We start from the raw sequence: 14,413 nt of genomic DNA, 5'->3' as shown, positions 1-14,413 counted from the left end.
TCCCAACCTGCTTTTCGCTTCACTTGGAATCCTTTCATGGTTTTATAACGTGGAAAAATATCCTTTATAGCACGAGCTAACACATGGTGTACTCCAGGTAATCCGTTAGCTGAAGGTGGCCCTTCGAAAAAGACAAAAGGCTTATTACCTTCTCTGGTAGAAATACTTTTTTGAAAGATGTCATTGTCTGTCCAATAGTTAAGAATCTCTTCTGCAACTTTTGGTAAGTCAAGTCCTTTATATTCAGGAAATTTAACGCTCATGATATTGGTGTTCTAAACAAGTCGCGAAATTAAGGAATTTTAGTAAAAATATAAGATGTTCAAGTCAAAAAAGAGCATGTATTAATCTTAATTAGGCTACATAAATCAAATAATTTATTATTAGAAATATATAAGAACTACAAATACAATTAATAATGCAATTAAAGATAAGATCCTTTTGGTGTTTTTCATGATTAAGAAAATAGTTCATGTATTAGTGTAAAAGCACAATAGGCAATGGCTACTAATACAATGAAAATTGCAATTATTGATGCTGCCGCTTTTAGTTTATTCATAACAGATAATCTAGTGCCTAATATAAATAAGACACTAAAATCTGCTGAAAGTCACATCACATTAAATTGAAGGATTTAAAACAAAAAAAAGCAAACAATAATTGTTTGCTTTTAAAACCTGCTATTCTAATATTGGGATTAAAGGTTGGTTGGTTAGTTATCAAATTTAAGGACTTCTTCTTCAAAACCCAATAACATATGTTAATTCTGCTTCAAATCTTTTCTAATTCTGCTTAATTGAACTGGAGTAATATTTAAATAAGACGCTATATGATATTGTGCTATTTGAGTATCAATATCGGGAATTCTACTTTTTAAAAGTTGATATCGTTCAGTAGCATTTAAAGATATCGATTCGAACTGTTTTCTTTCATAAACGACAAACAGATATTCTAAGACTCTATTATACAGATTACTAATTTCGATAGCTTTTTTTGTCAAACTATAAAACTCATTAAAATCAACTTCATAAACCTTGCATTCTGTTAAAGCTTCATAGCTTAAAAATGATGGCTTTTTGGTTAATATTGAACTTAATGGCCCAACAAAGTTAATAGGTGAATAAATGTTTTTTGTATACTCTTTACCTGCTTCAGAAACTCGAACAGAACGCATTAAGCCAGAAATTAAGAAGTATAATTTACTACTCATTCCTTCTTGCTTAATAATGTATTCTCCAGGTTTTAGTGTTTTTTCTGTAGAAAGATTCCTAAGAATTTTGAAGGTGTCTTTAGATATATCAAATTTAGATTTGAGAAAATCATAGCTTGGATTTCCCATATTTTAGTTAGTTAAAGGGTTGGTTATACTAAAGATTATCATTTTAAAATTGACAAACAAATATTAACTATGAAGATTCAAATAAAATGGATAATGTGTTAGGAAAAGAAGACTAAAGAATTTGAAGCGCTTTTTAAAAAGTTTCAAAGAATTTAATCAATTATTATTTTCTTAGTTATGCTTTGAGAATTTGTTTTTAAATGAATGATATAAGTCCCACTACTAAGGTTAGAAATCTCAATACCATTAACAAAATCATGAGTAGTTACATTTGTAAATTCTCTAATTGATTGACCTAAAATATTAAATAATGAGATTTGTTGCACTTCCACTTGAAGGCCTTGTGCATACAATTGATGTGTTTTATTGTTGAAATAAATTAAGGTATTATCGTAACTATTGTCTTCTTGAGACAAAGTTTCATCATCAATAAAAACAATTTCAAATCTATCATCGAAGGTACCTTCTAGAGATGAATACTCGTAAGATTGGTCACTTCGTAAATCAAAATAAACACCTGTAAAATTATCTTTTAGATACACCTCTTGATCTTCATCAAACGCTTCAAAATAAGTCGCTTTTAAAGTATAGTTATAAGCTCCTGAAGCATTAAAAACTAATGGTACAGATTTATCATTTGTTATAGAACCATAGGATTGTATGATCATTAATTCATTGTCTAAAACTAAATTTAAATCATCTTCATTTGCATTAGAATTTTTAGCCTCAAAACCGTAATCAAAAGCATCAGTTGTATAATTACTAAATCCTAATAATAATTCACGACGAGAAGATGGTCCGTCTACTGATCTAAATTCTAAACGCATTTTTTGCATTAAATTTTCTGAAGATGTATTATTCTCGGATGAGTTTGCATTTCTTAAAAACACAGAACCACTGTTATAAGTACCATTAGCATCATCCTCTTTTATAAATAATCTTTGACTATTTTTAAAAGTAACTAAACCATCGGCAATTATTTCGGTAACAAAACCTTGTCCGACAGGAAGATATCGTGTTGGTATTTTTGTCCCTTCTTCTCCTCCACTACTACTACCTTCTATTCCTATAAATTGAGAAGCTCTTACAGCACCTAATTTTGTAACAGTTGCATAACCACCATTATAATCATTAAGGTAATGTGAAGATCCACTCCATTGTTGCCAAAGTTGAATTGAACCTGAAATAACACCTACATTATCATCGATAAAATCATGAATATCAATTGCTGAAGGATATGGATTTCCTAGCAAGTAACTAGTCCTAGATTCTGCTGGCACAGAACCAGATCCTCCAACGTCTGAAACATTAATAGTAATTGTTCCATTGTTTGGTTTTCCTTCAAATAAATATCGTTGTTCAGTATCTAGAGTTCCTGTTCCTTTTTGAGTATAACCGATACCTGGTTTTAAATCTGAATTAGGACTTAACGCCGAATAATCTAAGTAAGTTATTCCATTTTGGTAAGTATACAACCATCTTGTGCTAACACTGCCAACTTGATCATTCGCATTTGTGAATGAAATATTACTGCCATTTCCATCTTTGAGCAAATTCAGCTTGAAATCAGAATTATTTGTATTATTAGAATTTGTATTATTATCATTTAATAAAGTAGCTCCCACTTCACCAACAGGCGACGACCAATAATTATACCAGTATTTGTTTGCATGACCTTCTTGTCGTCTTAAAATTTTTCCTTGAGTAGAAGTTACCAAGTCACTATGCTCTCCTTGTATAAGTTGAGAATCATCACTAAGATCTAAGGTTCCGTTAAGTTCAAAATACCATGTGTTTTCTACTTTTTGATTTCCGGAAATACTTAATGTTTTACCATCATCTAAAAATAAGCCTAAATTGGTATGAGAATTTGAAGATGTTACATTATGCTTAATGTCTATTATACTCCAATCTTTATTTGTTGTGGCATTTTCAATATCCCAAATACTTCCATATAACCAAGTACTTTCAATCGACCAATCACCATCATTATTGGTCTGAAATGGCATTGGTGCAGTTTGTGATTGCATTGAACTAATTCCAGAAATAGCAAGATGCCTTGAATACTGTGAGAAGTCATTTAAAGTATTTGCTCTAACATCTGACATTGGATAATATGCGAGTAAGTTTGACCAGGATACAGTTTCAGAAGTAGAGTGATGAATAATATCTTTAGAAATTAATTTTCCTCTTAAGTTTCCTGAGTTATTTGTTATCTCTTGATAAACCATTTGCTGAATTTGCGCTGTTGAAAGTGCTTCATCAAAAACTCTTAGTTCATCAATTTCTCCTTTAAAATATTCTCTATCTACAACTCTACTTGAACGCCTTCCAATTTCAAATTCACCTAAACTTGAAGAAGACACTTCAATGTTAGAACCAATTGCACCAACATTACTTGCAATAGATTCGCCATCAACGTAAAGAGTTGTTCGACCAGTCAATGAAGAATATGTTCCTGTGACATGATGCCATTCGTTAAGGTTAATCGCTGTTCCAACTAAAGAATGTAATGTGTTGTCATCAGTTCTTGTTACAAAACCTAAGGTGTTACCATTCTCAAGATATAATCTGCAACCTAAATCTTCTCCAACTATAGTCATCGTTCCTGAAGCTGAATTATCTATTTTAACCCAAGTCATAATGGTGAGCTGATCTAAGCCATCTATAAACCCATTACCTGTAATATAATCATCAACACCATCAAAATCTAATGCTGCCAGTTGTGGAGGATTAACATCAAATAAATCTCTATAATCCACATTTCCATTAGTTAATAAATCACTATCAGCATCAGGTAAAGTTGAAGGGTTTGTAATGTCTTCGTTTACATCTAGTAGTATATCGTTTATACCATTGGTTTCAAAATTATCATCTAAACCATCATTATCTGTGTCTATTTCAGAAATCGTATTTGCTAATCCGTTTTCAAATATATCTAGTGTGCTATCATTATCAGAATCATCATCAAGATAATCTGGCACGCCATCACCATCTGTATCTATGGGTGTAAATCCTGAACCATAATTACTTGGAAACCCAGTAGCATTAACTCCTGTTGAAGGTTGCAAATAACCAATTGTAGATTGTGCCTCCACATTATCTGGAATACCGTCATTATCACTATCAATATCTAAATAATTAGCAATTCCATCACCATCTGCATCTGCTAAAACAACTTGAGGGTTAAAAAAGTTCGTCACACAAGAAAACTCTAAACTGTAGCGTCTCACTACATAATTAATATTTGTGTTTGCTAAAATACCTAGACGAATTGTAAATGATGATAAATCAAAAAATCGAGATGCGATATTTACGTTAGGATTAGAATTTGAAGTTCCCGAATAATTAATACTTCCAGAGGTAGCAACTAAAAAATTTTCTTCTTCAGTAATGGTTACATTAGTTGGACTATCAATTGCATAGCTGAAAGGTGTTTGAATTTTATCTTTTTCAGATAGTGTAGAATTTCCATCAATATCATTAAGATTAATAAAAACTTCAGGAATCACAACAGGTGTAGTGGTTCCTGCTTCAACAAACTGAACTTTGAATTCTATATATGCTTCTTGCTGAGGAACCATATTGTTAAACTGTATATTTGGTTTAAAATAGGTTGAGTTAGAACTATTATTATCTAAATCAACTAAAGTTGCATCAACAAAATCTACTAATGTTACCAGCGCATCGATATCTGTACCTACACTTGCAAATCGAAATACTTCGCTTTCTAACAAAGTAGATGAATTCCCATCTCCAGTTACTTCTGAAGGTGTCGCATTAAAATCAAAGTCGATTTCACCACCACATTCTGGACCAATTGGAATAGCACTACCTTGTTCTTGAATATCAGAAATACCGTCATTATCATCATCTAAATCAAATTGATCTGTGATTGAATCATTATCTGCATCTTGAGAAACAGATAATTGAGGTATTGAAACAAGTATTATAAATAATAATTTATAAAGAAGACTTAACTTCATAACAAAATAGTTCAAATATTAAATTCGATAGACTTATTGGTGGGCTAGTATAATCGATAAAAAAAGATCATGTCTTATTTGTACATAATCTGCACAATATTAAGACATTCTAAATTTTAGATATCGCTTTTTTTGATGAAGTGTTTAATAAATCGGGTAAAGTTCGATTGGTAAGGTGTGTTGATTAATAATTTGGAGTTTATTTAAAACACCATTAAACTAAAATACCTACCAAATCTTCAATTTTAGAAATCAATTGAATTTTAATACCCGTCTTCTTTAAAGAAATCTTATTGTATTTAGACACAAAAATGGTTGAAAAGCCTAACTTTTCGGCTTCTAATATCCTTTGTTCTATTCGTTGAACTGGACGAATTTCTCCTGACAATCCAACTTCGGCAGCAAAGCAAAAATCACTTGCTAATGAGACATCTTCATTGGAAGATAAAATTGATGCTACGACTGCTAAATCAATAGCTGGATCATCGACTGTGATGCCTCCTGTAATATTTAAAAACACATCTTTTGCACCTAGTCTAAATCCAGCACGTTTCTCTAAAACAGCCAGTAACATATTTAACCGTTTAGCATTAAATCCTGTAGCACTTCGTTGGGGTGTGCCGTAGACTGCTGTACTCACTAATGCTTGAACTTCAATCATAAGTGGTCTCATGCCTTCAAGGGTTGCTGCAACTGCATGACCAGACAATTCTTCATCTTTTTGAGATATTAAAATTTCTGAAGGATTAGACACTTCTCTTAAACCTGAACCTTGCATTTCATAAATACCTAATTCGTTTGTAGAACCAAATCGGTTTTTATTTGCACGTAAAATTCTAAAGACATGATTACGATCGCCTTCAAACTGTAACACAGTATCAACCATGTGCTCCAAAATTTTAGGGCCAGCAATATGTCCATCTTTGGTAATATGACCAATTAATATAACAGGAGTTGCAGTTTCTTTAGCAAATTTAATGAGTTCTGTTGTACATTCTTTGATTTGAGAAATGCTTCCACTTGATGATTCAATATAATCACTATGTAATGTTTGAATAGAGTCAATAATTACGACATCAGGTTGGAGCGAAGCGATTTGCTTAAAAATATTTTGAGTTTTGGTTTCTGTGAGAATATAACAATTATTCGTATTTGGGTTGATGCGCTCTGCACGCATTTTAATTTGCTTCTGACTTTCTTCGCCAGAAACATATAATGTTTTGTATGGCAGTTTTAAAGATACCTGAAGTAGTAAAGTACTTTTTCCAATACCAGGTTCTCCTCCTAAAAGTGTTAATGAACCAGGCACTAAACCTCCACCAAGCACACGATTAAATTCTTGATCTGAAGTATCTAATCTAGCTTCTTTAGAGGTGTCAATCTCATTAATTTTTAAAGGTTTAGCTACTCGTTTAGAATTTGAAGATGGTGTTTTCCAATCACTTTTTTCAGGCTTCTGAATCACTTCTTCTGTTATGGTATTCCATTCTTTACAAGCAGTACATTGTCCTTGCCACTTAGAATATTGAGAACCACAATTTTGACAGAAAAAGGTTGTTTTTAATTTAGCCATGAACAGAATTTAAACAGCTAAATTAAGACATTTTTAGTTGATATCTTTAAACCAAGTTATGATTGATATCAATTTTATTGCCGTGAGTTTTACTGACATATTATTTATTAAAAAGGCTTTTGACTTTAAATATATCCATTCAAAAAAGTAATCAGTAGAATAAATGTTGAATTTAGTTTTCTTCATCATCATCTTCTTTTTCATTATCATCAATTGCTAGTGCTTGTAAATCTTTTAATTTCGACTTGATGTATTCTTTGTCAATTATTGTTGTTTCACTAAGCGTTAAAGCAGATTCATAAAACTTAGTTGCTTTTTTATTTTTACCTAATTTTTCAGCATGAAGTGCTAAATAGTATGTTCCTAGAGATGAATTTGGGTTTTGTTTATTAGCTAGTTTTCCTATGTTTCGAAGTGATTCTAGATCATCACGTTCTTCTGCAATTGCAACAATTTTTGAAAATTCTTCTTCTGTGATAGGTTTTGTTATTCCGAAATATTCTTCTATTCGTTCATAACGATTTATAATATACTCATCTAAAGTTCCTTCATATGTCATTACCTTTTCGTTAATTTCTTTTTCATCTAAAGGTTTAAATATTTCAAAAATCTTATCTAAAGATTTTGACAATGCTCCAGTAACCAAGGTATAATGTGTATCACCTTTAAGCTCATCAAAATACAACGTAAATTTTTGAGTATCTAAAGTTTTTAGAACTGCACTGGTTTCTCGAATATTGTTTTTTATTTTATGAACATCTTTATCGCTTGTTGCCATATAATAAAACACGTCATTTTTTAAATGAGCTAAACGTGTCGCTAAATTACTGGACATCGTTCCTTTGTAATCTGGACTGATATTAATATAAGCTTGAAAAATAGGCTCGTCTGTAAATAAATAAGCATTCATAAAATTTGCCATCATGTTATGACCAATAGCAACTCTAAACGGACTCGTATTATAGTTATTGTCAATGTATGGGAGCAATTCGTTTTGTATAAAATCATAAAATCGTTTTCCAGATTCAAAAGGCATTCCTGTTAATTCATCAAAATATCCATCATAAAATCGTTCTTTTCCTTGAACAATTCCAACAACGATTGACTCAGGCATTTCTTTGAAATAGGTTTGGAAATGAACCTGACCAAGAACAGGTTCAAATAAATAATCACCATCAAAAACAATGATAACTGGATGTTTTAAAGTGGAGTCAGGATCGTAATTATTAGGCAATTTAATTTTTATATCTCTTGTCGTATTGAGATATCGAGATGGCAATTCTTTGTTTATTGTTTGAGAAAACAGTGAGGTGCAGCATAAAACCACACATGAAATAAGTAGGTATTTTTTCATCGTTTAGAAGGGATTTGGGATGTAAATATACTAATCTAAACGACTAAACACACATTTATTCGACGAACTACATAAACTTTTAAGAATTAGTCTTGGAGTTCATAAATCTTGTCAAGTAACATATCCTTAGTTATAAAATCTGACTCTTCAAGTAAAAGCCCTGACTGATAACTATTTAAAGCTCTTTTCAAGTTACCATCTTCTTCGTAATACATCCCTTGATAGTAAGCACCAATCATAGAATCTGGGTATTCTTTTCTAGCTAATTTTGATAATTCCTTTAAAGATTCTACATCATTTTTTTTCTTTGAAGCAGAAGCTATGGCTCTCAAGTCATTTTCAACAACTTTCTTTTTAAAGCCATAAAACAGCTCTATATCTTCGTACTTTTTCATCAAATATTCGAAAGGGCTTCCTTCGAATTCTAAAACTTTTTCTTTGTACTCTTTTTTAGTGATAGGTTTGTAAAATGAGAATATTTGATTTAATGCCTTAGGAATACCTAAACCAACTAAAGAATAATGATTTGCGTCTTCAAAATTATCAAATCGATAATGAAAAAATTGGTTTTCTATACCTTTCAAAGTATTGTCTAAAGCTAGAATATCTGTTTTTAAACGCTTTACATCATCGGCTGCTGTAGCCAAATAGTAAAATGTATTCGATTCAATTAATGGTGCTTTATCTCCCATAAAATTCATCATCTCTGGAGCAAGTTCTGGACTCAACAAAATAAATGCTCTAAACAAGGGCTTATCTTTAAAGAGATAATAATTGATAAAATTAGCACTCATGTCATGACCAACAGCAATTCTAAAATCTGAAACCATATAACTATTCTCAATATATGGAATGAGTTCCATACCTAAAAACTCAAAAAATTTAGCACCTTCTGCATATGGAAAATTAGTTTCTTCAGCATAAAAGAAATCGTCATCTCTTGTTTCACTTTGATTAATGCCTACAACAATACAGTTTGGAATATCTTCCCAATACGATTGATAATCTGTATTTCCAACAACAGGCTCAAATAGATAGTCACCATCTAAAACGATAACTAAAGGATACAATGTTTCCTCTTCAGGATCATAATTTCTAGGCAACTGAATCTTAATATCTCTTGATTCTTCAAGTTTTGAGGAGTCAAAGGTTTCGTAAGTGACTTGAGCTGTTATAGGAAATGATAAAAGAAGGACAATTAATGTCAGTAAATTAAAATGCTTGGTCATAATTATAGTGTTATTGCTATGCAAGGTAAAAAATTATTTGGTTCTATTATAAATAGGCAAATAAATTAAAGACAAGCCACCTAGCACTATAATCATGAAGGTTTGTGATGACCACATGATCCAACCAAATGCAATACTTGGCTCTTTGGCAATTGCAAAAATTGAAAACGCTGCATACACAGCTACAGGATAAGAACCTATACCTCCATTTGTTGCAGCAATACTAAAGCTAGCAGAAATAAATCCTATTAAAATTGCGGCAAAAGGGAGGTTAGATGTTTCTTCAAGTGATAGTGATGTTACATAAAACATTAGCACATACATTCCCCAAATAAATAGTGTATGAAAAATGAATGCCCATTTATGTTTCATTTTAAAAATGGTCATAACACCTTCTATTAATCCATTTACAAATGATCTTATTTTGATAGCTATTTTGGATTGACTTCGTTTTATAAATACAAAAATTAGAGTCACCAAAAGGGTTAATAAAGCTAAAGCAATAATAATTTTTTTGGGCTCAAAACGTTCAGAAAAAAACTGATAAATAAAATCGAATTCTAAAAAAAGGGTGATTAAAATAATACCTAACATCACCAACATATCAGCGATACGTTCAGCAACTATGGTTCCAAAACCTTTTTCAAAAGGAACGCCCTCATAGTTAGTTAAGATTGTAGCTCTTGTAATTTCACCTGCTCTTGGAATCGTATAATTAACCAAATAGGTCGCAAATACTGCCATTATACTATTTGGAAACCTTAGTGTATAACCTAGAGGTTCAATCATAAACTTCCAACGATAGGCTCTGGAAAGATGGCTTAATAAGCCAAAAAATAAACCTAAACAAATGTAAAAATAGTTTGCATTTTTGAAATAAGTGATTAATTCCTCAATTGAAATTTTAGACAAAGAATACCAAACAAGAAGTACTCCTAAGAATAAAGGAAGAACTATTTTTAGGAACTTGGCTGTCTTTTTATTCAAAAGTCTATTTTAAAAGATTAGTTGCTTCATCAGGAAACACCAAAGATGGCTTGAAGATTTTAGCCTCTTCAATATCCATAAACGCATAGGTGATTAAAATAAGTGTATCACCAACAGCTACTTTACGCGCTGCTGCACCATTAAGTGTAATTTCACCACTATTTCTAGGACCTGGAATACAATACGTCTCTAAACGCTCGCCATTATCATTATTGACGATTTGAACTTTTTCACCTTGAATAATATTGGCAGCTTCCATTAAATCTTCATCAATAGTTATACTACCAATATAATTTAAATCTGCTCCAGTAACTTTTACTCGATGGATTTTAGATTTTACAACTTGAATTTGCATGAGGCAAAGATAATTAATTTAGTGCGATATTATCAATTAGTCTAATATCGTCTGCATATACAGCTATAAAAGCTCTGTATGATTTTTTGTTAGATTTTCGTTTTACCGTTTTTAGAGTTTCAACATCTGCTACTATAAAATATTCTAACTCTAATAAGTTATGGCTAGCAAATTGATTTTCAACCCATTTTGTAACTACATTAGCACTTTTTGTGCCAAACTTTTCTTTGGCAGTTTTTAAAGTTTTATGAATAAAAGGAGCTGCTTCTCTATGTTCTGGTGTCAGTCTTGTATTTCGAGAACTCATAGCCAAACCATCTGTAGCTCGATGAATTTTACAGCCTATGACTCTGACAGGAATATTATATTTATCAACCAGTTTTTTTATAATCATTAACTGCTGGAAATCTTTTTCTCCAAAATAAGCTCTATCAGGTTTTACAATTTCAAAGAGTCGTTTCACAATTGTTCCTACACCGTCAAAATGACCATCTCTAAACCTTCCTTCCATTTCATGCTCTAAACCATCATACGAGAATGAGTTAGAGGATACATTTTCACCATAAACATCTTCAACTGAAGGTGCATAAACAATTATTCTATCTTTAGAAATTTCTTTCAATAGCTCTACATCCTTATCTAGAGTTCTTGGGTATTTCACTAAATCTTCTTGATTATCAAATTGTGTTGGGTTTACAAAAACACTAACAGCAACCACATCATTATCATTTAAACCTTTGATTATCAAAGACGCATGACCTTGATGTAAAGCTCCCATAGTGGGTACAAAACCAAGTGTCTTCTTTTTTGACTTTAAATCATTTATGTGATTGATTAAGTCTGTTTTATTTTTAAAAATATGCATACGATAACAAAAGTTTAACAGCGTGCAAACTTAATATTTTACTAGCAATCTGCATAAATTTTTGTAATTTTGCATGTTTTTTATTTTTAATTCTAAAAACGACAGATTTATGAAAGATAAGCGAATATTGTATGTGTCATCTGAGGTTGTGCCTTATTTACCTGAAACAGAAATTTCTTCAATGTCATTTGAAGCACCTAAAATGGTAAACAAACAAGGTGGACAAATACGAATATTTATGCCTCGTTATGGAAATATTAATGAAAGAAGACATCAGTTGCACGAAGTTATAAGATTATCTGGTATTAACCTTGTAATTAATGATTTAGACATGCCCTTAATCATAAAAGTAGCTTCAATCCCTAAAGAAAGAATTCAAGTTTACTTCATTGATAATGAAGAATATTTTAAACGTAAAGCTACACTTACTGATGAAGATGGAAAGTTGTTTCCAGACAATGACGAACGTGCTATATTTTTTGCGAAAGGTGTTATTGAAACTGTAAAAAAACTAAACTGGTCACCAGACATTATTCATGTTAATGGTTGGCTTGCTTCACTACTGCCGTTATATCTAAAAGAGTTTTATAAAGACGAACCTTTATTTACAGAAAGCAAAATTGTGACTTCTATATACAATCAAAGCTTTGAAGGAACGTTAAATAAAAATATGGCTAATAAAGTGAAATTTGATAACATCAATGAAAACAGTATTAAGTTATTAGATACTCCCAATTATAGTAACCTTATGAAAATTGCTATAGACCATTCTGATGCTTTAATAAAAGGCTCTAATGATTTATCAAAAGATATTGAAGATCATTTAGATGCTTGTGAAAAACCTGTTTTGGATTATTTCCCAATTGAAGAGTTCGCAGAGCCTTACACAGAATTTTACAACACCAAAGTACTAAACTAGTTAAAAGCATACATGAAAAATAAGACAATTGCCTTTAGGAACATAGCTATTCTTATGTTATTGACAAGTATTTTTATTGCTTGTGACAAGGATTTTGCAACTATAGAATCTGACATAGTAAATAACAATAACGCTACAAACTTTGATGTTTTATCAAGAGATTTTGATGTCATAGCATATACTAAGCCATTACCTCCTGTTCAAACTAATGCTTTACCAATTAACTTATTAGGTGTTTACAATGACCCTTTATATGATCAAACAATTGGAACAGTTGTTACTCAATTAAGATCTGCTTTAGTTGATGCTGACTTTGGTTCAGATGTTGTTTTAGATTCAGTCGTAATCAACATCCCTTACTTTAGCACTCCCATTAGTGTCAATGATGATGGCGAAACAATCTATGAATTAGACTCTGTGTTTGGTAGCGCTCCAATGAAACTTTCTATCTATGAAAGTAATTATTTTTTACGAAATTTTGATCCAAGTTCAAGTATTAACGAACCTCAACTTTATTACTCAGATCAATCCACAGGTACTAGTCCAATTATCGACTCACAACTTGAAGGAACATTATTGTATAATGATAATAATTTTATTCCTAAAGCTGATCAAATTCAGTTAGAAAATGAAGATGGAGATGTTACAGGGCTACAGCCTCCTGGTTTACGTATTTCATTCAATGCTGATGACCCATTAGATCAAGCAGCAATAACATACTGGGAAGACAAAATCATTGCAAAATCTGGTCAACCAGAATTAAGTAACCCTAATAATTTCAACGATTATTTTAGAGGTGTCTATTTCAAAGCCGAACCTATTGCTGGAGAAGGTTCTATGATTCTTTTTAATTTAGCAAGTAGCGCTGCTAATATCACATTACATTACACCAAAGATGATGAATTTACCGCTGGAGAACGTGTGCAATCAACTTATGTTTTAACTTTCACAGGAAACAGAGCTAACTTTTTATCTAATGATTTCGTTTTCCCTGAAGGAGATGAAGACTTTGGTGACGAAAAACTATATCTTAAAGGAGGTGAAGGTGCAGTAGCTGTAGTTAATTTATTTGATGGTGACGATCTAGACGACAATTTTCTTTTTAACAGTTTTGAATATTTTAAGAATGAATTTGTTGAAATGGATGAAGACGGGAAGTTTATTAAAAGTAAAAAACTAGTAAATGAAGCTAATCTTGTTTTTTATGTAGACCAAGCCTCTCTCGATAATATTGAAGAACCTGAACGCATTTATCTTTATGACATGGATAACAACCAACCATTAATTGATTACTTTTTTGATTTAGCTAGTACTCTTTCTCCTGTAAACTCTAGAACAAATCATCTAGGCAGATTGGAGCGTGTTGATGGTGATGGTGTTCAGTATAAAATTCGAATTACTGAACATATTAATAATTTATTGACTAAAGATTCAACAAACGTAAGTCTTGGCTTAGCAATTTCTGGCAATGTTAATGAAGAAAGTAATAACGTACAATTTGACGTATTAAATCCAAGCGATTCAAATGATAAAGTTCCTGTTAGTTCAATAATTACTCAAAGAGGAACAGTTCTTTTCGGAAATAATACTACAGAAGAAAATAAAAAATTATATTTGGAAATATTTTTTACAGAACCAAATAACTAGATATATTATGTGTGGAATTGTTGGATACATTGGTCATCGTGAAGCTTACCCTATTATTCTTAAAGGTCTTAAGCGACTAGAATATAGAGGTTACGATAGTGCAGGAATTGCCCTATACGATGGAAACGACATAAAATTATCTAAAACTAAAGGTAAGGT

The 14,413-nt window shown here is 31.4% G+C and carries 12 protein-coding genes; 3 read left to right on the top strand and 9 right to left on the bottom strand.

Annotated features, from left to right (window positions below; genetic code table 11):
* A partial coding sequence (locus AB8B90_RS09185; protein ID WP_405336009.1) for a class I tRNA ligase family protein occupies positions 1 to 263 on the bottom strand: 263 nt, incomplete at its 3' end.
* A gap of 237 nt (positions 264 to 500) precedes the next feature.
* Between AB8B90_RS09185 and AB8B90_RS09180 the strand changes: the two genes are divergently transcribed.
* Positions 501 to 629 carry a hypothetical protein gene (locus AB8B90_RS09180; RefSeq protein ID WP_405336006.1) on the top strand — a complete coding sequence of 43 codons (129 nt, stop codon included), beginning with the start codon at positions 501 to 503 and terminating at the stop codon, positions 627 to 629.
* A gap of 131 nt (positions 630 to 760) precedes the next feature.
* On the opposite strand, the gene AB8B90_RS09175 is transcribed toward AB8B90_RS09180, so the two are convergent.
* From AB8B90_RS09175 to panC, 8 genes are all read right to left on the bottom strand, one after another.
* A complete protein-coding gene (locus AB8B90_RS09175) occupies positions 761 to 1,339 on the bottom strand; it encodes a Crp/Fnr family transcriptional regulator (RefSeq protein WP_405336003.1) in 579 nt (192 codons plus the stop codon).
* A 152-nt stretch (positions 1,340 to 1,491) separates the two neighbouring features.
* Positions 1,492 to 5,325: a LamG-like jellyroll fold domain-containing protein gene (locus AB8B90_RS09170; protein WP_405336000.1), complete on the bottom strand. Its 3,834-nt coding sequence runs from the start codon at positions 5,323 to 5,325 to the stop codon at positions 1,492 to 1,494.
* A gap of 214 nt (positions 5,326 to 5,539) precedes the next feature.
* On the bottom strand, positions 5,540 to 6,898 hold the full coding sequence (gene radA, locus AB8B90_RS09165) for a DNA repair protein RadA (RefSeq protein WP_405335997.1): 1,359 nt from the start codon (positions 6,896 to 6,898) through the stop codon (positions 5,540 to 5,542).
* 172 nt (positions 6,899 to 7,070) lie between these two features.
* On the bottom strand, positions 7,071 to 8,252 hold the full coding sequence (locus tag AB8B90_RS09160; RefSeq protein ID WP_405335994.1) for an alpha/beta hydrolase: 1,182 nt from the start codon (positions 8,250 to 8,252) through the stop codon (positions 7,071 to 7,073).
* Positions 8,253 to 8,338: 86 nt separating this feature from the next.
* A complete protein-coding gene (locus AB8B90_RS09155; RefSeq protein ID WP_405335992.1) occupies positions 8,339 to 9,481 on the bottom strand; it encodes an alpha/beta hydrolase in 1,143 nt (380 codons plus the stop codon).
* Positions 9,482 to 9,514: 33 nt separating this feature from the next.
* On the bottom strand, positions 9,515 to 10,468 hold the full coding sequence (locus tag AB8B90_RS09150; protein WP_405335989.1) for a lysylphosphatidylglycerol synthase transmembrane domain-containing protein: 954 nt from the start codon (positions 10,466 to 10,468) through the stop codon (positions 9,515 to 9,517).
* A 4-nt stretch (positions 10,469 to 10,472) separates the two neighbouring features.
* Positions 10,473 to 10,823 carry an aspartate 1-decarboxylase gene (panD, locus tag AB8B90_RS09145; RefSeq protein WP_405335986.1) on the bottom strand — a complete coding sequence of 117 codons (351 nt, stop codon included), beginning with the start codon at positions 10,821 to 10,823 and terminating at the stop codon, positions 10,473 to 10,475.
* 13 nt (positions 10,824 to 10,836) lie between these two features.
* The gene (gene panC, locus AB8B90_RS09140; RefSeq protein WP_405335983.1) at positions 10,837 to 11,688 is read right to left on the bottom strand and encodes a pantoate--beta-alanine ligase; all 852 of its coding nucleotides are present in this window, start codon (positions 11,686 to 11,688) and stop codon (positions 10,837 to 10,839) included.
* A gap of 109 nt (positions 11,689 to 11,797) precedes the next feature.
* On the opposite strand from panC, the gene AB8B90_RS09135 reads away from it, so the two are divergent.
* Both AB8B90_RS09135 and AB8B90_RS09130 read left to right on the top strand, forming a co-directional pair.
* A complete protein-coding gene (locus AB8B90_RS09135; protein ID WP_405335980.1) occupies positions 11,798 to 12,607 on the top strand; it encodes a glycogen/starch synthase in 810 nt (269 codons plus the stop codon).
* A gap of 12 nt (positions 12,608 to 12,619) precedes the next feature.
* Complete coding sequence (locus AB8B90_RS09130) at positions 12,620 to 14,254, top strand: DUF4270 domain-containing protein (protein WP_405335977.1); 1,635 nt, start codon at positions 12,620 to 12,622, stop codon at positions 14,252 to 14,254.
* The last annotated feature ends 159 nt before the right edge of the window (positions 14,255 to 14,413 follow it).

The organism is Psychroserpens sp. (assembly GCF_045105015.1).
Lineage (GTDB): Bacteria > Bacteroidota > Bacteroidia > Flavobacteriales > Flavobacteriaceae > Psychroserpens.
Note: the sequence above shows the minus strand (reverse complement) of the source record. Positions and strands in the feature narration are given on the sequence as shown.